This is a genomic window from Aeromonas mytilicola subsp. aquatica (genome assembly GCF_044336385.1).
GTDB lineage: Bacteria > Pseudomonadota > Gammaproteobacteria > Enterobacterales > Aeromonadaceae > Aeromonas > Aeromonas rivipollensis.
In genome coordinates, this window is the sequence record NZ_CP172298.1 from 3551810 (window position 1) to 3572368 (window position 20559).

21 protein-coding genes and 2 tRNA genes are annotated in these 20559 nt (G+C 59.4%); 2 read left to right on the forward strand and 21 right to left on the reverse strand.

All coding sequences use genetic code 11. The features are described 5' to 3' along the window. Positions 1-17: 17 nt before the first annotated feature. The 11 genes from infB to rlmE form a co-directional block, all read right to left on the reverse strand. Positions 18-2714 carry a translation initiation factor IF-2 gene (infB, locus tag ACFWHB_RS16255; RefSeq protein WP_106887613.1) on the reverse strand — a complete coding sequence of 899 codons (2697 nt, stop codon included), beginning with the start codon at positions 2712-2714 and terminating at the stop codon, positions 18-20. 20 nt (positions 2715-2734) lie between these two features. Further along, positions 2735-4237, reverse strand: a complete 1503-nt coding sequence (nusA, locus tag ACFWHB_RS16260; RefSeq protein WP_106887614.1) for a transcription termination factor NusA — start codon at positions 4235-4237, stop codon at positions 2735-2737. A gap of 14 nt (positions 4238-4251) precedes the next feature. Beyond that, positions 4252-4710, reverse strand: coding sequence for a ribosome maturation factor RimP (gene rimP / locus ACFWHB_RS16265; protein WP_106887615.1), 459 nt, complete (start codon positions 4708-4710; stop codon positions 4252-4254). A gap of 166 nt (positions 4711-4876) precedes the next feature. Continuing rightward, positions 4877-4953, reverse strand: a tRNA-Met gene (locus tag ACFWHB_RS16270). A gap of 92 nt (positions 4954-5045) precedes the next feature. Next, positions 5046-5130, reverse strand: a tRNA-Leu gene (locus ACFWHB_RS16275). 9 nt (positions 5131-5139) lie between these two features. Beyond that, entirely contained in the window at positions 5140-5466 is a 327-nt protein-coding gene (gene secG, locus ACFWHB_RS16280) for a preprotein translocase subunit SecG (RefSeq protein ID WP_025326063.1), read from the reverse strand. Next, entirely contained in the window at positions 5467-6231 is a 765-nt protein-coding gene (gene tpiA, locus ACFWHB_RS16285; RefSeq protein WP_395948857.1) for a triose-phosphate isomerase, read from the reverse strand. Positions 6232-6362: 131 nt separating this feature from the next. Then, positions 6363-7697: a phosphoglucosamine mutase gene (glmM, locus tag ACFWHB_RS16290; RefSeq protein WP_171275615.1), complete on the reverse strand. Its 1335-nt coding sequence runs from the start codon at positions 7695-7697 to the stop codon at positions 6363-6365. A gap of 17 nt (positions 7698-7714) precedes the next feature. Beyond that, positions 7715-8560 carry a dihydropteroate synthase gene (folP, locus tag ACFWHB_RS16295; protein ID WP_163147003.1) on the reverse strand — a complete coding sequence of 282 codons (846 nt, stop codon included), beginning with the start codon at positions 8558-8560 and terminating at the stop codon, positions 7715-7717. 83 nt (positions 8561-8643) lie between these two features. Continuing rightward, positions 8644-10596: an ATP-dependent zinc metalloprotease FtsH gene (ftsH, locus tag ACFWHB_RS16300; protein ID WP_106887619.1), complete on the reverse strand. Its 1953-nt coding sequence runs from the start codon at positions 10594-10596 to the stop codon at positions 8644-8646. Positions 10597-10641: 45 nt separating this feature from the next. Continuing rightward, positions 10642-11271: a 23S rRNA (uridine(2552)-2'-O)-methyltransferase RlmE gene (rlmE, locus tag ACFWHB_RS16305; protein WP_005326622.1), complete on the reverse strand. Its 630-nt coding sequence runs from the start codon at positions 11269-11271 to the stop codon at positions 10642-10644. Positions 11272-11368: 97 nt separating this feature from the next. Between rlmE and yhbY the strand changes: the two genes are divergently transcribed. Beyond that, entirely contained in the window at positions 11369-11665 is a 297-nt protein-coding gene (gene yhbY, locus ACFWHB_RS16310; RefSeq protein ID WP_025326057.1) for a ribosome assembly RNA-binding protein YhbY, read from the forward strand. 105 nt (positions 11666-11770) lie between these two features. Beyond that, entirely contained in the window at positions 11771-12364 is a 594-nt protein-coding gene (locus ACFWHB_RS16315) for a PilZ domain-containing protein (protein WP_139745520.1), read from the forward strand. Between the two features lie 48 nt (positions 12365-12412). Here the strand turns inward: ACFWHB_RS16315 and greA are convergent, their stop codons facing one another. From greA to pomA, 10 genes are all read right to left on the reverse strand, one after another. Beyond that, the gene (greA, locus tag ACFWHB_RS16320; protein WP_041205192.1) at positions 12413-12889 is read right to left on the reverse strand and encodes a transcription elongation factor GreA; all 477 of its coding nucleotides are present in this window, start codon (positions 12887-12889) and stop codon (positions 12413-12415) included. 384 nt (positions 12890-13273) lie between these two features. Further along, on the reverse strand, positions 13274-13642 hold the full coding sequence (locus ACFWHB_RS16325; protein WP_106887621.1) for a PRC-barrel domain-containing protein: 369 nt from the start codon (positions 13640-13642) through the stop codon (positions 13274-13276). A 77-nt stretch (positions 13643-13719) separates the two neighbouring features. Further along, positions 13720-13872: a hypothetical protein gene (locus ACFWHB_RS16330; protein WP_163154255.1), complete on the reverse strand. Its 153-nt coding sequence runs from the start codon at positions 13870-13872 to the stop codon at positions 13720-13722. Between the two features lie 349 nt (positions 13873-14221). Next, entirely contained in the window at positions 14222-14890 is a 669-nt protein-coding gene (locus ACFWHB_RS16335; protein ID WP_395948858.1) for an ABC-type transport auxiliary lipoprotein family protein, read from the reverse strand. Further along, entirely contained in the window at positions 14887-15840 is a 954-nt protein-coding gene (locus tag ACFWHB_RS16340; protein ID WP_289984936.1) for an MlaD family protein, read from the reverse strand. Before ACFWHB_RS16340 ends, ACFWHB_RS16335 begins: the two co-directional genes overlap by 4 nt. Further along, positions 15837-16628, reverse strand: a complete 792-nt coding sequence (locus ACFWHB_RS16345; RefSeq protein WP_395948859.1) for an ABC transporter ATP-binding protein — start codon at positions 16626-16628, stop codon at positions 15837-15839. The genes ACFWHB_RS16340 and ACFWHB_RS16345 overlap by 4 nt, the downstream gene beginning before the upstream one ends. A gap of 1 nt (position 16629) precedes the next feature. Further along, the gene (locus ACFWHB_RS16350) at positions 16630-17751 is read right to left on the reverse strand and encodes an ABC transporter permease (RefSeq protein ID WP_395948860.1); all 1122 of its coding nucleotides are present in this window, start codon (positions 17749-17751) and stop codon (positions 16630-16632) included. Between the two features lie 165 nt (positions 17752-17916). Then, positions 17917-18288, reverse strand: a complete 372-nt coding sequence (locus tag ACFWHB_RS16355; protein ID WP_395948861.1) for a BON domain-containing protein — start codon at positions 18286-18288, stop codon at positions 17917-17919. A gap of 387 nt (positions 18289-18675) precedes the next feature. Further along, positions 18676-19569, reverse strand: coding sequence for a flagellar motor protein MotB (locus ACFWHB_RS16360; protein ID WP_025326043.1), 894 nt, complete (start codon positions 19567-19569; stop codon positions 18676-18678). 8 nt (positions 19570-19577) lie between these two features. Continuing rightward, on the reverse strand, positions 19578-20336 hold the full coding sequence (gene pomA, locus ACFWHB_RS16365; RefSeq protein ID WP_106887625.1) for a flagellar motor protein PomA: 759 nt from the start codon (positions 20334-20336) through the stop codon (positions 19578-19580). Between the last annotated feature and the right edge of the window lie 223 nt (positions 20337-20559).

Sequence of the window (20559 nt, forward strand, 5' to 3'; positions counted from 1 at the left end):
TTTGTCTAACTGTCGGCTTACAGAGTCCGTTGAATTTCAATGGTCTCGTAAACTTCGATCTGGTCGCCTTCGCGTACGTCGTTGTAGTTCTTGACCGCGATACCACACTCGTAACCGTTGCGGACCTCGTTGACGTCATCCTTGAAGCGACGCAGGGATTCCAGCTCGCCTTCATAGATAACCACGTTGTCACGCAGAACACGGATACGGTTGGAACGCTTGACCACACCTTCGGTAACCATACAGCCGGCAACGGCGCCGAACTTCGGTGACTTGAAGACGCTACGGACTTCAGCCAGACCGATGATCTCCTGACGATACTCAGGAGCCAGCTTGCCGCTCATGGCCTGCTTCACTTCGTCGATCAAATCATAGATGACGGAGTAGTAACGCAGATCCAGGCTCTCGGACTCGATGACCTTGCGCGCAGAAGCGTCGGCACGGACGTTGAAGCCCACCAGGATGGCGCTGGAAGCAGCCGCCAGGGTAGCGTCGGTTTCGGTGATGCCACCGACACCCGAGCCCACGATCTTGACCTTGACTTCGTCGGTAGAGAGCTGAACCAGCGCATCGCAAATAGCTTGCACCGAACCCTGTACGTCGGCCTTGATCACCACGTTCACTTCGGACACTTCGCCCTCGGTCATGTTGGCGAACATGTTTTCCAGCTTGGCCTTCTGCTGGCGAGCCAGCTTGACGTCGCGGAACTTGCCCTGACGATAGAGTGCCACTTCACGGGCCTTCTTCTCGTCACGTACAACGGTGGCTTCATCACCAGCAGACGGCACCCCGGACAGACCCAGGATTTCCACCGGCAGGGACGGACCCGCTTCCTTGATCTCGCGACCCAGCTCGTCACGCATGGCACGGATACGACCGTATTCCAGACCACAGAGTACGATGTCGCCCTGGCGCAGGGTACCTTCTTGTACCAGCACGGTGGCAACCGGACCACGACCCTTGTCCAGGAAGGATTCGATCACGACGCCGCTGGCCATGCCATCGACAACCGCTTTCAATTCCAGTACTTCGGACTGGATCAGGATGGCTTCCAGCAGGTCGTCGATGCCTTCGCCAGACTTGGCGGAGACGTGAACGAACTGGCTGTCGCCACCCCAGTCTTCGGACATGACGTTGTAACGGGCCAGCTCGGTTTTGACGCGATCCGGATCCGCTTCAGGCTTGTCGATCTTGTTGACCGCAACCACGATGGGCACTTCTGCCGCCTTGGCGTGCTGGATGGCTTCGATGGTCTGCGGCATGACGCCGTCATCAGCAGCAACAACCAGAACGACGATATCGGTCGACTTGGCACCACGAGCACGCATGGAGGTAAACGCAGCGTGACCCGGAGTATCCAGGAAGGTGATCATGCCACTGTCGGTCTCGACGTGGTAGGCACCGATGTGCTGGGTAATACCACCGGCTTCGCCAGCGGCAACCTTGGCTTTACGGATGTAATCCAGCAGCGAGGTCTTGCCGTGGTCAACGTGACCCATGATGGTCACGACAGGCGCGCGCGGCTTGGCTTCGGAGGTCTCGTCACGATCGGACAGTACCGCCTCTTCCAGCTCGTTCTCACGACGCAGCAATACCTTGTGACCCATCTCCTCGGCGACCAGCTGAGCGGTCTCCTGATCGATCACCTGGTTGATGGTCGCCATGGCGCCCATCTTCATCATCGCCTTGATGACTTCGACACCCTTGACGGCCATCTTGTTGGCCAGCTCGGCCACTGTGATGGTCTCGCCGATGACGACGTCACGGTTCACCACGGCGGCCGGCTTGTTGAAGCCGTGCTTCATGGCGTTGGGCATGGCGACCTTGCCGCGCTTGCCTTTGCGAGCACGAGGGTTGCGGGAGTCACGGTCGTCTTCGCGGCGAGTGGCCTTTTTCGGGGCCTTGACAGCTGCAGCAGCAGTGCGACGACTGGTCTCTTCCTTCCGGTCCAACTCGTCTTCTGCGGCTTGCGCATGCTTGTTGGTGGTCAGATGGTAATCACTGCTCTCTTTGGCGCGAGCAGCTTCTTCTTCAGCCCAGCGAGGGCCGTTCTGTTCCGCCATGACGCGAGCCTCTTCGGCTTTCTTCGCGGCGAGTTCTTCTGCTTTTTGCAAAGCGGTTTGTTCCTGTTGGCGCTTCAGTTCTTCTGCTTCGCGCTTGGCCATCTTTTCTGCCTCTTGCTGAGCTGTGCTAGCGGCTACTTTGGCGGGCTGTGGAGCCTGTCGAGCCTTTGATTGTGCCTCGATCCGCGCCTTTTCCTCAGCTTCACGACGAGCCTGCTCAGCCTCACGGCGAGCCTTCTCTTCAGCATCGAGACGGGCCTTGTTTTCGGCCTCGTGACGAGCTTTTTCTTCTGCTTCCAAACGCGCTTTTTCCTCGGCTTCCGCCTGACGCTGTTCATCTTCCAGCGCCGAGCGTTTTACATAGGTGCGAGTCTTGCGCACTTCAACCTGCACTTCCTTGTTCTTGCCGCCAGTCCCTTGAACACTCAGGGTGCTCTTGGTCTTGCGCTGCAACGTCATGCGGGCTGGTGCGGTGATCTCGTCACCTCCATGCTGTTTCTTCAAGTGAGCCAGCAGAGTCTGCTTTTCAGACTCGCTGACGAGGTCGTCGGCCTTGCTCTTGCTGATACCGGCATCGACAAACTGCTGGAGAAGACGATCAACCGGCGTGTCGATGTCAGTGGCAAGTTGTTTGACTGATACTTCTGCCATTCATTTTCCTCCGTTTGATCTTATTCAGACTGCTCTTCTCCGAACCAACAGATATTGCGAGCAGCCATAATCAGCTCACCGGCTTTCTCAGCGGTCAGCTCTTCAATGTCGGCAAGGTCGTCGATACCTTGCTCTGCCAAATCTTCCAGGGTGCCGACGCCGCGAGCGGCCAGGGCATACGCCATTTCACGGCCAAGGCCGTTCAGATTGAGCAGTTCTTCGGAAGGCTCTACGCCGTCGAAGGATTCTTCTTTGGCCAGGGCCTTGGTGGTCAGGACATCCTTGGCACGCTTGCGCAGCTCTTCCACCATGTCTTCGTCCAGACCGTCGATGGCCAGCAGCTCATTGACGGGTACGAAGGCGATCTCTTCCAGGGTGGAGAAACCTTCTTCCATCAGCAGACCGGCGAAATCGTCGTCGATGTCCAGCGCGCTGGTGAACAGGGTCAGGATGCGATCGTTCTCGGCCTGGTGCTTGGCACGCATGTCCTCGACGGTCATGACGTTCAGCTCCCAACCGGTCAGCTGGGAGGCCAGACGCACGTTCTGACCGTTGCGACCGATGGCCTGGGCCAGGTTGGCGGCTTCCACGGCGATGTCCATGGTGTGGTTGTCTTCATCAACGATGATGGAGGCCACATCGGCAGGCGCCATGGCATTGATCACGTATTGGGCAGGGTTGTCATCGTACAGCACGATGTCGGCACGCTCACCACTCAGCTCGGCGGAGACGGCCTGAACGCGGGCACCGCGCATGCCGATACAAGCCCCGATCGGGTCGATACGACGATCGTTGGTCTTGACCGCGATCTTGGCGCGGGAACCCGGATCACGGGCGGCGCCCATGATTTCGATCATCTCTTCGCCGATTTCCGGCACTTCGATGCGGAACAGCTCTTTCAGGAAATCCGGGCTGGAGCGGCTGACGAACAGCTGGGAACCACGGGCTTCCGGGCGGACGGCATAGAGCAGGCCACGGATGCGGTCACCGGGACGGAAGGTCTCACGGGGCAGCATGTCGTCGCGGAAGATCACGGCCTCGGCATTGCTGCCCAGATCCAGGATCACGTTGTCGCGGTTGCTCTTCTTGACCACGCCGCTGATGATGGTGCCTTCCTTGTCCTTGAACTGGTCAACGACTTGGGAACGCTCGGCCTCGCGCACTTTCTGCACGATAACCTGCTTGGCGGTCTGGGTGGTGATGCGGTCGAAGGTCACAGAGTCAATCTGGTCTTCAACATAGTCGCCGATCTGGATATCCGGCTGCTCGATCTGAGCGGCTTCGAGAGTGATTTCCCCGTACGGGTTCTCCATGGAAGCCTGATCGGCCACCACGACCCAACGGCGATAGGTGTCGTAGTCACCGGTCTTGCGATCGATCTCGACCCGAACTTCAATCTCGCCTTCGTATTTTTTCTTGGTCGCAGTCGCCAGCGCAGTCTCCAGAGCCTGGAAAATCTTCTCGCGGGGGACAGCCTTCTCGTTGGACACAGCGTCAACGACCAGCAAAATCTCTTTATTCATATCCGATAGCCTCGTTAACCAAAGTTCGGCACTATGTTCGCTTTTTGGATATTGGTGAAAGCCAACACCTCGTCCTTACCATCTACTGTCAGGGTGACCATGTCCCCCTGCACAGCTTTGATTACGCCTTTGAACTTGCGGCGGTTGTTTGTTGCCATCCGAAGCGAAACCGCCGCCTCTTGGCCAACGTATTTTTCGAACTGGGCAACCTTGAACAGCGGACGATCCAGGCCCGGGGAGGAAACCTCGAGGTAATACTCCTCGGTGATGGGATCTTCAACGTCCATGATGGCGCCAACCTGGCGGCTCACCTCGGCACAGTCTTCCACCGTCACACCTTGCTCTGAGTCGATGAAGACGCGCAAGGTCGAGTGCTTACCCGCACGGATAAACTCGACACCCCAAAGTTCAAAACCCAAGGCAACGACCGGAGCCTCGAGCAGATCGGTCAAACGTTGTTCCAACGTAGCCAAAGTCACCCTCCGAAAAACAAAAAAAGGGCATATAGCCCAGATAGAGATCGATTCAGAGTAAATCGCACATAACAAAAAGCCCCGATGTCAAATCGGGGCTTGGCGCTTTACCCTGATTGTCGCCTCGCAGCGACCGCCTTCCTGAGCGTAGGAAATGCGTGAAATTTGGTTGCGGGGGCCGGATTTGAACCGACGACCTTCGGGTTATGAGCCCGACGAGCTACCATGCTGCTCCACCCCGCGTCCGAAATCGTGCGAGATTATAGCCAGATCATTCTCTTCATACAAGACTGAGTGACTATAATACACCCGGTTGCCCGGGCTCACTGCTTAATTGGTGCCGTGGGCGGGACTCGAACCCGCACACCCTAGAGCACTACCCCCTCAAGATAGCGTGTCTACCAATTCCACCACCACGGCAAAAACTCTTTACTCGGGAACGTCAGTGTCTTTCTTCACTGGCGCTTTGGTCTGCTCAACTTGCTGAGTCTGTTGCAGATTTTCCCATTCGCTACCCTGTTTTACCTTGTTGCTTGACATGGATCCAAGCACCAAGCTGATCAAAAAGAACAGAGTGGCCAAAATTGCAGTTGTGCGGGTCAGGAAACTGCCTGAACCACCGGAGCCGAATACAGTATTCGATGCCCCTGCGCCGAAGGAGGCGCCCATATCAGCCCCTTTACCTTGCTGAATCATCACCAGACCGATCAGAGCCAGTGACACCAGCAGATAAACGACTAAAAGAATCTCGTACATTTAACTTGCACCCTTTGCCGCTTCAACAATTCCTAAAAACGCATCGCTGTCGAGGCTTGCTCCACCTATCAGTCCGCCATCAATGTCGGGCTGGGCAAACAAATCTCTCGCGTTGGTCGGCGTCACGCTCCCACCATAGATGATTCTGACTTTCTCACCTATTACCGGAGTATCCTCCGCCAAGCGACCACGAATAAAGGAATGAACCTCTTGTGCCTGCTCGGGTGTGGCGCATTTACCTGTACCTACAGCCCAAATCGGCTCGTAGGCGATGATAGCATTATCGAAAGCCATCGCGCCATTTTTCTCTATGACGATATCCAGCTCTTCAGCGATCACCTCGAAGGTTCTTCTCGCCTGCCTCGCAGCACCTGACTCCCCCAGACAAAGGATGGGAATCAAACCTGCCGCTCTGACTGCCGCAAACTTCTCTGCGACGATAAAGCTGGTCTCACCAAAGAGACGCCTGCGCTCGGAGTGCCCAACCAGTACGTATCGGCACCCTGCCTCGACCAGCATCTCACACGAGACTTCACCCGTATAAGCGCCTTGTCGGTGCTGGCTCACATTCTGAGCCCCCAACCTTATCGCCTTCTGCTCATCGAGCAGTCGTGCTGTAAAGTCGATATGCACATGGGAAGGACAGAGAACGACATCTACATCATCACCAACACCCTTCAGGCATTGACTCGTAAACTGCTCTAACTGCGACCTACTACCGTGTAACTTCCAGTTGGCTGCTACAAACGGCTTGCGATGTCCCATCGGCAACTCCCTTGCGAAAGCGGGGCTGATAATATCCAGAGGATGATCAGCTGACAAGTGCTATTTTCAAATTTTCGAATCGTTTGAACAAGATACAACCAGGGCGGTTAAAAAACCGCCCTGAATGCTCATTAAAACGCCGATTCGACCTGTTGGGCGATGCGTTGTGCCATGTCACGCACCTGTTGCTCATGCTCCCCTTCCACCATCACCCGGATCAGGGGCTCGGTGCCGGATTTGCGCAGCAGGACACGGCCACGGCCACCCAGTTCCTGTTCCACCTTGGCCACTTCCTGCTGCACGGCTTCGGCCGCCAGCGGATCCCTGCCCTCGGCAAAACGTACGTTCACCAGTACCTGGGGGAACTTGCTCATGCCGGAGCGCAGCTTGGCCAGCGGCATCTCCGCAGAGCACACCGCCGTCAGCACCTGCAGGGCGGCGACTATGCCATCCCCTGTGGTGGTCTGATCCAGACAGATGATGTGACCCGAGTTCTCGCCACCGATGCGCCAGCCCTTCTCGTTCATCATCTCGAGCACATAGCGGTCACCCACCTTGGCACGGGCAAACGGAATACCGAGCGTCTGCAATGCCAGCTCCAGGCCCATGTTGGCCATCAGGGTACCGACTACGCCGCCCTTGAGGCGACCGTTGCGCAGGGCATCGCGGGCGATGATGTAGAGGATCTCGTCCCCGTCGATGATGTAGCCAGTGCTGTCTACCATCACCAGGCGATCGCCGTCACCGTCGAAGGCGACACCGAGATCGGCCTTGCACTCCAGCACCTTGGCGGCCAGCGCCTCAGGTGCGGTGGAGCCCACCCCATCGTTGATGTTGAGGCCATCAGGGCTGCAACCGATGGCAATCACCTCGGCACCCAGCTCGCGGAACACTGAGGGAGCTATGTGATAGGTGGCGCCATGGCCGCAATCCACCACCATCTTCACCCCTTCCAGGCTCAGATGGGTGGGGAAGGTACTCTTGCAGAACTCGATGTAACGGCCGGCGGCATCGTCGATGCGCTGGGCCTTGCCAAGTTCGGCGGACTCCACGCACTTGAGCTCGTGATCCAGCTCGGCTTCGATGGCCAGCTCCACCTCATCGGGCAGCTTGGTGCCGTCGGCGGAGAAGAACTTGATGCCGTTGTCGTAATAGGGGTTGTGGGAGGCGCTGATGACGATGCCAGCCTCGGCACGGAAGGTGCGAGTCAGGTAGGCCACCGCCGGCGTCGGCATGGGGCCCATCAATATGGCCTTGAGGCCCGCAGCGGAGAGGCCCGCTTCCAGCGCCGATTCCAGCATGTAGCCGGAGATCCGGGTGTCCTTGCCGATCAGCACCTTCTTGGTGCCCTTCTTGGAGAGCACCTTGCCGGCAGCCCAGCCCAGCTTCATCACGAAATCCGGGGTGATCGGGTATTCACCCACCTTGCCGCGCACACCGTCTGTGCCGAAGTACTTTCTGGTCATTGTCTGTTCTCGTTATTTTATCTGGATACGAAATCTTGTCCCGTCATGGTCATCCAGCCTACGCGCAGCGCGTCCATGGTGGCTCGCACGTCGTGCACCCGAATGATCCTGGCGCCATGTTGCAACCCGATCAGGGCGCAGGCCAGGCTGCCGGCCAGCCGCTCATCAACGGGGCGGCCAAGCAGATTGCCTATCATAGACTTTCGCGACATCCCCACCAAGAGCGGCAGACCGTAATCCAGCAACTTCTGCTGCTCGGCCAGCAACTGATAGTTGTGTGCCACCGTCTTGCCAAAGCCATAACCCGGATCCAGCAGCAGGTGCTGGCGCCGGATCCCGGCATCCAGGCAAGCGGCTATCCGCTCGTCGAAGAAGGCCCTCACCTCCCCCAGCAAGTCGTCGTAATGGGGTTCGGCCTGCATGGTTCTTGGCTGTCCCTGCATGTGCATCAGGCACACGGGCACGTCAGCCTCTGCCGCGGCAGCCAGGGCACCGGGCTCGAGCAGGGCCCTCACGTCATTGATGAGGTGGGCGCCTGCCGCGCAGCCCGCCCTCATCACGGCAGCCTTGGAAGTATCGAGGGAGATCATCACATCGAGCTCCTGGACCATCCGCTCGACCACGGGGATGACCCTGTCCAGCTCCTCCTGCTCGCTCACGTCGGGGGCGCCAGGGCGGGTCGACTCGCCGCCGATGTCGATGAGGGTGGCCCCCTCCTCCATCATCTGGCGGGCATGGGCCAGGGCCAGTTCAAGCGGCTTAAAGCGGCCGCCATCGGAGAAGGAGTCCGGCGTCACGTTGAGGATCCCCATGACGTGGGGACGATCCAGGGAGAGGCTGCGCCCCTTGCTGATTAGTTGCATCTTTACATCTACCTGTCACAAGAAAATCTGGGTATCGCATAAAGAAAAACCCCGGGCAAGCCCGGGGTCTGGATCATGAAAGCTTATTTGGCCGGCACATCGTTCGCCTTGTCGATGTCACTGCGCGGTGCGCTGTTGTCATCGGCCTGCGCCTTGACCTCGGGCTCGCTGCTCACGCTGGCGCCGCCTTGCGGGGTGTCACCGTGCTCATCGTGCCAGTTGCTGGGAGCACGGACCTCACGACGGGCCATCAGATCGTCGATCTGCTTGGCATCTATGGTCTCGTACTTCATCAAGGCATCCTTCATGGTGTGCAGCACATCCATGTTGTCCTGCAGGATCTGCTTGGCACGAGCATAGTTGCGATCGATGACCTGCTTGACCTCGGCATCGATGACGCGCGCTGTGTCATCGGACATGTGCTTGGCCTTGGCCATGCTGCGACCAAGGAAGACTTCACCGTCTTCTTCGGCATAGAGCATGGGGCCCAGACGCTCGGACATGCCCCACTGGGTCACCATCTTGCGGGCGATGTCGGTGGCGCGCTCGATGTCATTGGAGGCACCGGTCGATACCTTCTCGGCACCGTAGATCAGCTCTTCCGCCAGACGACCGCCATACAGGCTGGAGATCATGGACTCCAGATGCTGCTTGGAGTGGCTCCAGCGATCCTGCTCCGGCAGGTACATGGTCACCCCAAGGGCACGGCCACGGGGAATGATGGAGACCTTGTAGACGGGATCATGATCCGGCACTACACGGCCGATGATGGCATGACCGGCTTCATGATAAGCGGTCATCTCCTTCTCGGAGTCTCTCATCACCATGGAGCGACGCTCCGCACCCATCATGATCTTGTCCTTGGCCTTCTCGAACTCCAGCATGGAGACCACACGACGGCTCTCACGGGCGGAGAACAGGGCGGCTTCGTTGACCAGGTTGGCGAGATCGGCGCCGGAGAAGCCCGGGGTACCACGTGCAATCACAGCGGCATTGACGTCATCCGCCAACGGAACCTTGCGCATGTGCACCTTAAGGATCTGCTCGCGACCGCGGACATCCGGCAGACCGACCACGACCTGGCGGTCGAAACGACCCGGACGCAGCAGCGCGGGATCCAGCACGTCTGGACGGTTGGTTGCGGCGATGACGATGACGCCTTCATTGCCTTCGAAGCCATCCATCTCGACCAGCATCTGGTTCAGGGTCTGCTCACGCTCATCGTGGCCACCACCCAGACCGGCGCCACGCTGGCGACCGACCGCATCGATTTCATCGATGAAGATGATGCAGGGGGAGGACTTCTTGGCCTGCTCGAACATGTCGCGCACCCGGGAGGCACCGACACCCACGAACATCTCGACGAAGTCGGAACCGGAGATGGTGAAGAAGGGCACCTTGGCCTCACCCGCGATGGCCTTGGCCAGCAGGGTCTTACCGGTACCGGGCGGGCCGACCAGCAGCACGCCAGTGGGAATCTTGCCGCCCAGTTTCTGGAACTTGGTCGGATCGCGCAGATAGTCGACCAGCTCTTTGACCTCTTCCTTTGCCTCGTCACAACCCGCCACGTCGACGAAGGTGGTCTTGATCTGATCTTCACTCATCAGGCGAGCCTTGCTCTTGCCGAACGACATGGCACCCTTGCCACCGCCGCCCTGCATCTGACGCATGAAGAAGACCCAGACACCGATCAGCAACAGCATCGGGAACCAGGAGATGAAGATGGACGTGATCAGAGACGGCTCTTCCGGCTTCTCACCCATCACCTTCACGTTGTGGTTGAGCATGTCGTTGAGCAGTTGGGGATCCGGCGCAGGGATGATGGTGGTGAAACGTTCACCGGTGCGCTTGACGCCATTAATGACCTTGCCATCCATCCGCACTTCACGGATCTGCTCTTGGGTCACTTCTTTCACGAAGCTGGAATAGTCCAGCTGGCGACTGGTGGTATCGCTGGGGCTGAAGCTATTGAACACCGACATCAGCACGACGGCGATGACCAGCCACAGGATTAGGTTTTTCGCCATGTCACTCAAATCAATGACCTCGCAGACTGACAGTTAACGATGAGGGTTAGGGTACTACAGTTTAAAACCGGTAGCCACAATGTAGACTTCTCGTGAACGGGCACGGGAGGAGTCTGGTTTACGAATCTTGACGACAGAGAAAAGTCTACGAATTTCATTGAGATAGGCATCAAACCCCTCCCCCTGGAATACCTTGACCACGAAACTGCCATTACTGCGCAGGACCTGATTGCACATGTCCAGCGCCAGCTCGATCAGATACATGGAGCGAGCCTGATCCACCTGCTGGGTCCCGCTCATATTGGGCGCCATGTCAGACATGACCACATCAACCTTGTCCGGGCCAACTCGTGCCAACAAGGCGGCAAGCACAGTTTCCTCCCGAAAGTCCCCTTGCAGGAAATCGACACCGGCAATGGAATCCATCGGCAGAATATCGCAAGCAATCACTCGCCCCTTGTCACCCACCTGATCGATGGCAAACTGGGACCAGCCACCGGGGGCCGCCCCCAGATCCACCACCGTCATGCCCGGCTTGAGCAGTTTGTCCTTGCCCTGGATCTCATCGATCTTGAACACGGCACGGGAACGCAGTCCCAACTTCTGGGCTTTTTTGACGTAATGATCGTCAAAATGTTCTTTTAACCAGCGGGTTGAACTGGGGGAATGTTTTTTCTGGGTCATGATTGTCGACTTTAAAAAACCACAAGGGTTATTAGTATTAAGGGCTAAGTGGGGGTAGAATACGCCCCTTTCAACCCTGACTTATGAAGAAATTGCCATGATTCTCAACAATAAACAGAAACAGTACCTCAAGGGCCTAGCCCACAGCCTGAAGCCGGTCGTCCTGCTGGGACAACACGGCCTGACCGAAGGGGTGCTGGCCGAGATCGATCTGGCGCTGAACCACCACGAGCTGATCAAGGTTAAGGTGTCGTCTGAAGATCGTGAGATGAAACAGCTGGTGATGGAAGCCATCGTCCGTGAGACAGGCGCCATCAAGGTACAGAGCATGGGCCATGTACTGACCATCTATCGTCAGGCCACAGAACCCAAGATCCAGTTGCCCCGCAAGTAACAGGAAAGAGCGTTCGCTCTTTCCTTCATTTCTCTTCTTCCCAAGTCGCTTGCCAAAATAGTCGTCAGGCCCTTAACCTGCGATGAATACTTGCGGACATCCACTATGGACAAGCATCAGATTCTCACCGACGAGGAACTGGCCATGCTGCAGGACTTGGGAGACGCAGAGGACATGGCCGCCGGCCAGTTCCTGCGAGGCAACCTGAGTCTTCCCCTACAGAGCCTGTTGCAACGGGCCAGCCCCTTGACGATCGAGGCCCGTATCGCCGGCCATCAACTGCGTTTTCCGCTGCATTGTACCCTGGCGGCGGAAGGCCACACCGAGCTGCGCATCGCCGCCCCCACCATCACAGAGCTGGGCTCCCCTCACCTGCGCGCCTGGCGACTCGATGAGAAAGCCGTCCTGCACACCAGCGATGCCGAGTATGAGGTGCACAGCCTCTCCCTTGGCGGTCTCATCGTGGCCGGTTTGCCACCGACTCTGACCAAGGGCGATCGGCTGCACGGCACCCTCGGCATCGAGGGATTGCCCCCCCTGGCACTGAGCGGCACCCTGATAAGGCATGTCCAGTCCCACCAGAAGCTCCATGACTGGGCCTTGCAATTCCAGCTGGACAAGGGAGATCAGGAGCAACTGCGGGACTGGCTCTTCCAGCGTCATCAGGACGCCTTCGTCCAGACCTATCAGGGGGACTAAATGCAACAGGGGAGCCGGGCTCCCCTGTCTCTTCATCGCCCCTCATCGTCAGAGGTAGGCGACTTCCAGAATTTCGTACTCCACATCGCCAGCCGGTGTCTTGACGATGGCCACGTCGTCCACTTCCTTGCCGATCAGGGCACGGGCAATGGGCGAGTTCACGGAGATCATGTTCTGTTTGATGTCCGCCTCGTCGTCACCCACGATGCGGTAGACCACTTCCTCTTCCGTTTCGCTTTTCAGCAGAGTCACGGTCGCACCGAAGATGACGCGGCCATTGTTGGCAATCTTGGTGATATCGATCACCTGGGCATTGGAGAGTTTGCTCTCAATTTCCTGAATGCGGCCTTCACAGAAACCTTGCTGCTCGCGAGCGGCATGGTATTCGGCGTTTTCTTTCAGATCACCATGTTCACGGGCATCAGCAATCGCTTCGATAATCTGGGGACGCAGCTCGCTCTTCAGATAGTCGAGCTCTTGACGCAGCTTTTCAGCGCCGCGAACAGTCATCGGAGTATGATTCATAGTCGAAACCTGGGTTGCTTGAAAAAGAGAAGCTGCGGCAATCAAAGAGAGCCGCAGCTATCGGTTCGGATGAGGCATCTTAATATGAAGCCGCCACAAAATCCATGTCAGCCCCTGCGAGCGGGATCGCGCTTTGAATGACCAGAGGCCTGCCGGGAGGCTGAAGAAAATCGAGAGGATGAGGCGACCAGAGGCAGCCACGGCGACCTTGACCCTGGCTGCAATATTTTCGTTTTGGTTGTCTGATCAGGCTCACCACCGCATCGAGCCTCGCCTTGCCTAGGTGAAATCATGCTTGCAGACACGTTTCCATGCCTTGCTGGCGATCATAGGCCGGAGGGGATCAAAAGGCAGACCAACATCAAGCCAGCGTGCAAAACCACCTCAGTACCTGGTGTCGTAATAGCTGTAGATGCTCTTTTCCCAAGAGGTATCTGCCATGTTGGGCCAGTGGTCGCTATCAAATCCCGGGGCATTCTTCATGCGTTCCTCTGTGGTATCCATGATGAAGCGCTTGTTTTCAGTATCGACCTTCAGGGCGCTCCAGGGTACGGCAAACAGCTTCTCGCCGAGACTGAGGAAACCGCCGAAGGAGAGCACCGCATAGCACACCTTGCCGTTTTCGATATCCAGCATGAGCTCCTTGATGCTGCCCAGCTTTTCACCTCTCGGGTCGTACACATCGTCGCCACTGAGCGTGCTGGCGCTGAGTACTCTTGACCCAAGACGGCTGGATGGAATGATATTGTTCATTTGATACTCCTGACATTGTTGGAAGAAAGAGTGAGGGGAAAGAGCGTTGGCAGAACGCTCACCAACGCGGTGACGTTTTATTTCCCCTTTCTGGCGTCCCTGCGCTCTTCTTTTCTATCGTCGGGGGCTGCCTGGTGTTTGCCGGCGGACACTGGAATCGCCCCCTTTGATTCCTTATCGTCCTTGCCTTTGGTCTCTTCAGTACGACCCTTGAGTTGGTCCTTGTTCATGATGAACTCCTGATAGTCAGTTGGATGAGGGTGCGAGCACCGAGAATGGGATCCCGCACCAGCCATCGTGAGAATAAGCCGCACACAACAGGGGGTCTGTACGTTGACCCACATAGAGCACGGGCCCGGCACCTGACCAATGGCTCGCTGATGCTGCGTTAAATCAGAGCTCCACTTGCTCGATCCCCTCCCCCGGCTACCGCCGGCAAGGCCCCGAGGCGACACAACCCGCCGACAGGAGAGGCTGAGCCTCAGGCATCAAGATGAAGCCCCATCCAGATGTCAGAACCAAGAGCGCCTGCAGCTCCCCGGCCTGTGCCAGCCCCCTTTTCTCTGCCATGTCTGCGGTTCAGCGGCGCGCCCCGGGTGAGGGGCGCCAGTTGCCCGTGGCGCCGGCACAGAAGCTGGCCAGGCGCTGCACGACCTGCTGAACGGCACTATTGGCCGCCATCACGCCGCCGTAGGGATTGGCCTGCGCTGCTGGCACTGTCTCGTCGAATTCGCGCCAGGCCAGCACCTGGCGGCTGTCGCTGTCCACCAGGTAGGCCCGCAGCGTGAAGCGGGTACGGCTGGGTGATCTGTCGAACTCCTGCTGCAGGCGGATGATTTCGACATCGAGGCGCAGATCCCCCGCAGCCGCACTGGGAGCCAGGACGACGGCGCGAAAGGCCCCCGTGCCCTCAAGCGCGGCGACTATGCCCGGGGCTATCATCCGGGCGGGCGTATCGATCCATTCACTGTGCGCGAAATACTCCAGCTGATAGGGCTCGCGAACATAGATGATCCGCTGGCTGTCGAAACCGGGGGCGGCCCGAGGCGGGTTGACGATCAGCGTAGGCGCGGCGCCCAGTCTGGCCGCTGCGGCCTTGGTCGGGGGGGATGCGCCCACCCCGGAGAGCGAATAGAAGGCCGGTGGCGGCACCTTGGCCGCATCGAACATGCTGCAGGCAGCGGGCAGGAGCAGCAACAGCGCGGCGACGGCGAGCCGGATGAAGGGAGGTGCTGGCTGGCGGATCATGGCTGTTTCCCTCCTTCGGATGATTCTCCCGGGCCATCCGGCACCGGCTTGCGGCCGAACAGGAGCCCGGAGGGGTTGCGTTCGGTCTGCTCGCTGAGACGGCGCAGCGAGGTCGTCAACACGCTGAGCTCGCCGAGCAGGCGTTCCAGCTGGGGCAGGGTCTCCGCCGTGAAGCGGTTGATGTCGCTGCCGACCGCGTTGAGGGTCTTGCCTGCGCTGGCACTGGTGCCGGCGATCTCATTGCCCATCTTCTCGACGGCATCCGCCGCCCGCCCGATACGCGCGATCAGGGGGGCGAGCTCGTGGCTCGCGCTTGCGCTGTTTTTCATCACCCTGGCCGCATCCTTCAGGCCGGCATCTATGCTCTCGTTGCGCTCGGCCAGGGTATGCGCCACCCGGGCAATGTCGGTCAGGGTGCTCTGGAAGGCGGCCTGATTCTCCGGACCGAGCAGGGCGTTGAGGCTGTTCGAGGTACTGTCCAGCTTGGCCAGCACGCTGGTGAGGACGTTCTCGAGGCGAGCTGCAAGAGAGGGATGGGTGCGGATCACCGGATACTGATAGCTAGGGGTGGCCTGCAACAGGGGCATGTCGCTGGCCCCGCCGCTCAGCTCGACATAGGCGATGCCCGTCAGGCCCTGTGTCTTGAGCACGGCCACAGTGTCCTGCCTGATCGGCGTGCCTCGCTCGATGGCGAACAGCAGATTTACCTGCTCGGGATTGGCCGGATCGAGCCGTATCTGCCTGACCCTGCCGACATCGACACCGTTGTATTTGACCGGTGCATTGAGATTGAGGCCGGCGACCGACTCCTCCGAGATCGCCAGATAGAGATCGTATGCCTTCTGGAAAGCCCCTCCCGAGGCGAGCCAGAGGATGACGGCCACCAGCAGGGTGCCGAGGATGACGACAAAACCCCCTACCAGGGCGTAACTGACCTTGGTTTCCATCATGTCCCCTCGCTGCGTTGCTCGGCGGCCCGCCCTCGCGGGCCCTCGAAGAATGGCCGGATTGCCGGCAGATCCATCTCTGCCAGCGTTGTCATCGACCCTATCCCCTGCACCTTGCCGTCGCCGAGCACGGCGACGCGGTCGGCCACCTGCCACAGCAGATCGAGATCGTGGGTGATAAGGACTATGGTCAGGCCGAACAGATCGCGTAACTTGCGGATCAGGCTGTCTATCTCGCCAGCGCTTTCGGGGTCCAGACCTGCGGTCGGCTCATCGAGAAAGAGCAGTTCGGGATCGAGGGCCAGGGCACGAGCCAGCGAGACGCGCTTTAACATGCCGCCGCTCAGCTCGGCCGGGTACTGATCCCCCACGACCGGCTCCAGGCCGCTCATCGCCAGCTTGCGGTCGGCGATGTCGTCGATCAGCCCTTGTGCGAGTTCGGTGTGCTCACTCAGCGGCAGACCCACGTTTTCCCTGGCGGTCAGGGAGCCGAACAAGCCGCCACTCTGAAACATGACGCCCCAGCGCTGGCGCAGGGCAAGGGCGTCGGCGTCTCCGATGTTGGCGAGATCGACCCCAAGCACCCGGATCGAGCCCGACTCGGGTTGCTGAAGCAGGATGATCTCCCGAAGCAAGGTCGACTTGCCCGATCCTGAGCCGCCGATCAGCGCGAAGATCTCGCCGTGGTTGACGACCAGATCGATCCCGTCATGGACCACATGCTCGCCAAAGCGCGTCATCAGCTGGCTGATGATGATGGCCGGAGTGACAATGCCATCTGGCGCCTTCATCTCAGAGATCCAGGGCGCTGAATGCAACCGAGAAGAGCGCATCGGCCACTATCACCATAAAGATGGAGTGGACGACGCTACGCGTCGTCTGCCGTCCGACGCTGTCGGCACCTCCCTTGGTTTGAAACCCCTGGAAGCAGCCAACGGTCACTATGATGGCGGCAAATACCGGCGCCTTGCCGATGCCGATCAGCAGATCCGTGACGCTCACCGTCTTGACGAAGCGATCGAGGAATTCGGCCGTGCCGACGTCCAGCTGGATGTGCGCCATCAGCATGCCCCCCAGGACGCCGAAGAGATCGGCGAAGAGGGTGAGCAGGGGGAGAGCGATCAGGAGAGCGAGCGCCTTGGGCAGCACCAGCATGTCGAGTGGTCCAATGCCTATGGTACGCATGGCGTCTATCTCCTCGGTCACCGCCATGGTGCCGATCTGCGCCGCGTAGGCGGAACCGGAGCGGCCGGCGACTATGATGGCGGTGATCAGCGGTGCAAACTCTCGCAGCATCGAGAGCGCGACCAGATCGACGACAAAGATGTTGGCGCCATAGAGGCGCAGCTGCGCGGCCCCCTGATAGGCGACGACGATGCCGAGCAGAAAGGAGAGCAAACCGACGATGGGCAGGGCATCGACACCTGCGCTGCGGATGTTGTAAAGAATTGGGCGCCAGCGAATCCGTGTCGGATGGGCCAGCCAGCCACCCAAGGCGAAGGTGCACTCGCCGATGAAGGCGAGCAGGGCGCAGCCTTGTGCCAGCAGAGTCGCCGTGCCGTGGCCCAGGCTTTCCAGGCGGGACAGAGGCCGGGGTAGAAATGTGGGCCCCGGAGCGGCCTCCTGAGCCAGGGCATCGAACAGCCTGGCGAACTCCGGGCGCAGTTGGTGCAATTCGACGCCAGCCGCACCATCACGCAGCCGGCGCAGCAGTGTCTGCAGGATCCAGGCCCCGGCCGTATCGAGGGCCTCGATACCAGAGGCGTCGATGGCCCAATGCTCTCCAGCCGGGACGGCAAGGGAGTCGAGCTCGCTTGTCAGCCTGCCCATACCGAGCGCAGTCCAGGATCCCGACAGCACCAGCGCCTGTGGCGTCGCCCGGCTCATGGCCGCCGGTGTGGTGGTCGGCTTCAAGGCTGGCCACCCTGACAACAGAGTGGCAACCCCGAACGGGCGACCTGCCTAAGGACCCCCATCGACCGATGGCGGTAGCCACACAGGCAGCGTGCCGGATCCGCAGGGTCAAGGGTTCCCCTGCACACCATGACGCCTTGCCATGAGAGGTCGTCGGGTGTTTGCCTAGCGGTCGGTCTCGACCTTGATGTCATTCTTGACAGAGGTCACCCCCTCGACGCCCATGGCAATCGCCACGGCCTTGTCCAGCGCCGCCTGATCCACCGCGCCGCCACTCAGGGTGACCTCCCCGGCATCATCGGTATCGACATGGATATTGACCAGGCTGGACATCTGCTCGGCCGCAAGCCCCGCCTTGATCTTGGTGGTGATGACCGAGTCCTCGACATATTCCAGCGTCGAGGACTCCATGGTCGTCGATTCAGATGGCATCGACTGCGCGGCATCGGTGTCGTCGGTGAGCCCGGCGCCGCGGCTGGCTAACGGGAGCAACAGCAGTCCGGTGAGGAGCAAGCTGGCACTGAAGATATGGTTCATGGTGGTTCCTTCCTGGAGGGCTGAAAAAACGCACGTCCGGCAGCCCGGGTGCTATCCATTCGCCGTGACGAAGATGTAACACGGGGCAGCGCGCAGTTCTGTACGGCATCGTACATAACGCCGGAGGTCGACAAGGCCACGGGGGAGCGGCATGAGATCAGGGGATAGATGGGGGAGCGTTGCCGCATCATCGGCAGCGCATTGGGAGTGACTGATAGGCGGGCAAACCGCAGAGGCGCGGTTCAATCGGCCACTGTTCTCACCCGATTTGCCTGAACATGCGGCGAGCGGAGGCCCTATGCTAGGCAACTCCGACTCAACAGAAAAAGAGAAGCAGCGGTTATCGGAGACAACCGCTGCGAGCGGGATGGTGCAGACTGGCGAAAGCTACTTGGGATCAGCCACCCCGATAGGGGCAGATACCGTCGGTTTGCCCTGCATGATGGCGATCTCCACCCGCCGGTTCATGCGCCTGTTCTCTGGGCTGTTGTTCGGCACCAACGGCTGGGAGTCCGCCATTCCCTGCACCACCAGACGGTTGCCGTCAAAGCCGGGCACCTTGATCATCTGGTGGGCCACCGCCACCGCCCGCTGGGACGAAAGCTCCCAGTTGGACTGGAACAGCTCGTCTTCGGTGGCGACGTCATCGGTGTGACCGGAGACGGTGATCTCCCCGGGCACATCCTTGAGCAGGGTCGCCACTTTACGGATCACCGGCCAGAACTGTGGCTGCAGGAAGGCGGAACCCGCCGGGAACGCCGCCTTCTCGCGGATGCGAATGATGATCTGCTGACCCAGCGCCTCTATCTCTATGGCCCCGTCCTGGATCTGGGCCTGCATCTGCTCGGCCAGCGCCTTGGCCAGTTCGTTGGACTGCGCCTGCGCTTTCTGGGCCTGCTGGGCGGTGTCGCCACCGCTCTGCTGACCCTCGGTCTTGTCATGCCCCCCCGCCTGATCCGCATCCCCGGGCTGAAAATCCAGCTCGGTCTGGGTCATGTCTATGGTCTGCTGCATGATGGTGTCGATGGGGGTCGGCTCGGGCCGGCCAGGGCGAAACTCCTGAGCGATGACCGAGGTCCCCTTGGGAATATCCTTCACCTCCAGGATGTTCTGCACCCCGAACGCCTTCTCCATGGAGCCGGCGATCTGCTTGAACTTCTGCACATCCATCTCCGCAAAGGAGAGCAGCAGCACGAAGAAGCACATCAACAGGGACATGAGATCGGCGAAGGTACCCATGTAGCCCGGCAAGCCGGGAGGCGGACACTTGCACTTTGCCATGGGGCCTCCTAGTCGAGCCCGTTGTTGCGTTTGGACTGGTTGAGGTAGTTCTGCAGCATGGCCTGGATCACGCGAGGGTTCTGGCCGTCCTGGATGCCCATGATGGCGTCAAGGATCAGGGTGCGGCTCAGTTGCTCCTCGCCGCTGCGCAGCTCCAGCTTGTCGGCGATGGGAATGGCCACCATGTTGGCTTCGATCGCCCCGTAAAGTGTGGTCAGCAAGGCCACCGCCATGGCCGGGCCTATGGACTTGGGATCACTCATGTTCGCCAGCATGGCCACCAGCCCCACTAGCGTACCTATCATCCCCATGGCGGGGCCGAGATCCCCCAGGGAGCGAAACACCTTGATGGCGATGACGTGGCGCTCCGAGGTCAGCTCTATGTCTTTTTCCATCACGGCGCGCACCACATCGGCATCATGGCCGTCCACCAGCATGTCGATGCCCTTCTTCATGAAGGCATTGGGGATCTCCGCCGCTTCCAGCGCCAGAAAGCCCCCCTTGCGGGCCGCGTCCGCCAGCTCTACCGCCTTGGCAATCAGGTCATCGAGCTTGTCGCCCTTGTACATGAAGGCCTTGCCCGCGACCTTGAACGCCATCAGGAACTGGCTGAGGTTGAACTTCATCATGCAGATGAAGAGGGAGCCCAGTATGGTGATATAGACCGAGGGCATATCCACATACATGTTCATGGGGCCCCCCAGCAGCATGCCGTACACCACGACCCCAAATCCCAGCACTATGCCTATCAGACTGCCTAAATCCACATCCCTACTCCTGTCGCCGAACTTGCCATTTATTTATATTGCGTTGAATTTTCTGCTATTGCGCCTCGGGCAGCAAGCCCGGCACGCCTTCATAACAGGTCGGCAATAGATGGATGCCAGCCCCCTGTTATCGGCCGCGGTCAGGATAGTTTGAGGGCGGCACACTTTTCTGCCTCCCTCCTGTGCCCGGTCGATGTTAAGATGAGCCGTTTTTTTCAATCCC

Coding starts and splice junctions, on each gene's coding strand:
- greA (WP_041205192.1), bottom strand. CDS start 12,889: ATGAATCATACTCCGATGACTGTTCGCGGCGCTGAAAAGCTGCGTCAA.
- rlmE (WP_005326622.1), bottom strand. CDS start 11,271: ATGACCCAGAAAAAACATTCCCCCAGTTCAACCCGCTGGTTAAAAGAA.
- ACFWHB_RS16355 (WP_395948861.1), bottom strand. CDS start 18,288: ATGAACCATATCTTCAGTGCCAGCTTGCTCCTCACCGGACTGCTGTTG.
- ACFWHB_RS16335 (WP_395948858.1), bottom strand. CDS start 14,890: ATGATCCGCCAGCCAGCACCTCCCTTCATCCGGCTCGCCGTCGCCGCG.
- secG (WP_025326063.1), bottom strand. CDS start 5,466: ATGTACGAGATTCTTTTAGTCGTTTATCTGCTGGTGTCACTGGCTCTG.
- infB (WP_106887613.1), bottom strand. CDS start 2,714: ATGGCAGAAGTATCAGTCAAACAACTTGCCACTGACATCGACACGCCG.
- ACFWHB_RS16315 (WP_139745520.1), top strand. CDS start 11,771: ATGGACAAGCATCAGATTCTCACCGACGAGGAACTGGCCATGCTGCAG.
- ACFWHB_RS16340 (WP_289984936.1), bottom strand. CDS start 15,840: ATGATGGAAACCAAGGTCAGTTACGCCCTGGTAGGGGGTTTTGTCGTC.
- tpiA (WP_395948857.1), bottom strand. CDS start 6,231: ATGGGACATCGCAAGCCGTTTGTAGCAGCCAACTGGAAGTTACACGGT.
- ACFWHB_RS16325 (WP_106887621.1), bottom strand. CDS start 13,642: ATGAACAATATCATTCCATCCAGCCGTCTTGGGTCAAGAGTACTCAGC.
- folP (WP_163147003.1), bottom strand. CDS start 8,560: ATGCAACTAATCAGCAAGGGGCGCAGCCTCTCCCTGGATCGTCCCCAC.
- nusA (WP_106887614.1), bottom strand. CDS start 4,237: ATGAATAAAGAGATTTTGCTGGTCGTTGACGCTGTGTCCAACGAGAAG.
- ACFWHB_RS16360 (WP_025326043.1), bottom strand. CDS start 19,569: ATGGCAAAGTGCAAGTGTCCGCCTCCCGGCTTGCCGGGCTACATGGGT.
- ACFWHB_RS16330 (WP_163154255.1), bottom strand. CDS start 13,872: ATGAACAAGGACCAACTCAAGGGTCGTACTGAAGAGACCAAAGGCAAG.
- yhbY (WP_025326057.1), top strand. CDS start 11,369: ATGATTCTCAACAATAAACAGAAACAGTACCTCAAGGGCCTAGCCCAC.
- ACFWHB_RS16345 (WP_395948859.1), bottom strand. CDS start 16,628: ATGAAGGCGCCAGATGGCATTGTCACTCCGGCCATCATCATCAGCCAG.
- glmM (WP_171275615.1), bottom strand. CDS start 7,697: ATGACCAGAAAGTACTTCGGCACAGACGGTGTGCGCGGCAAGGTGGGT.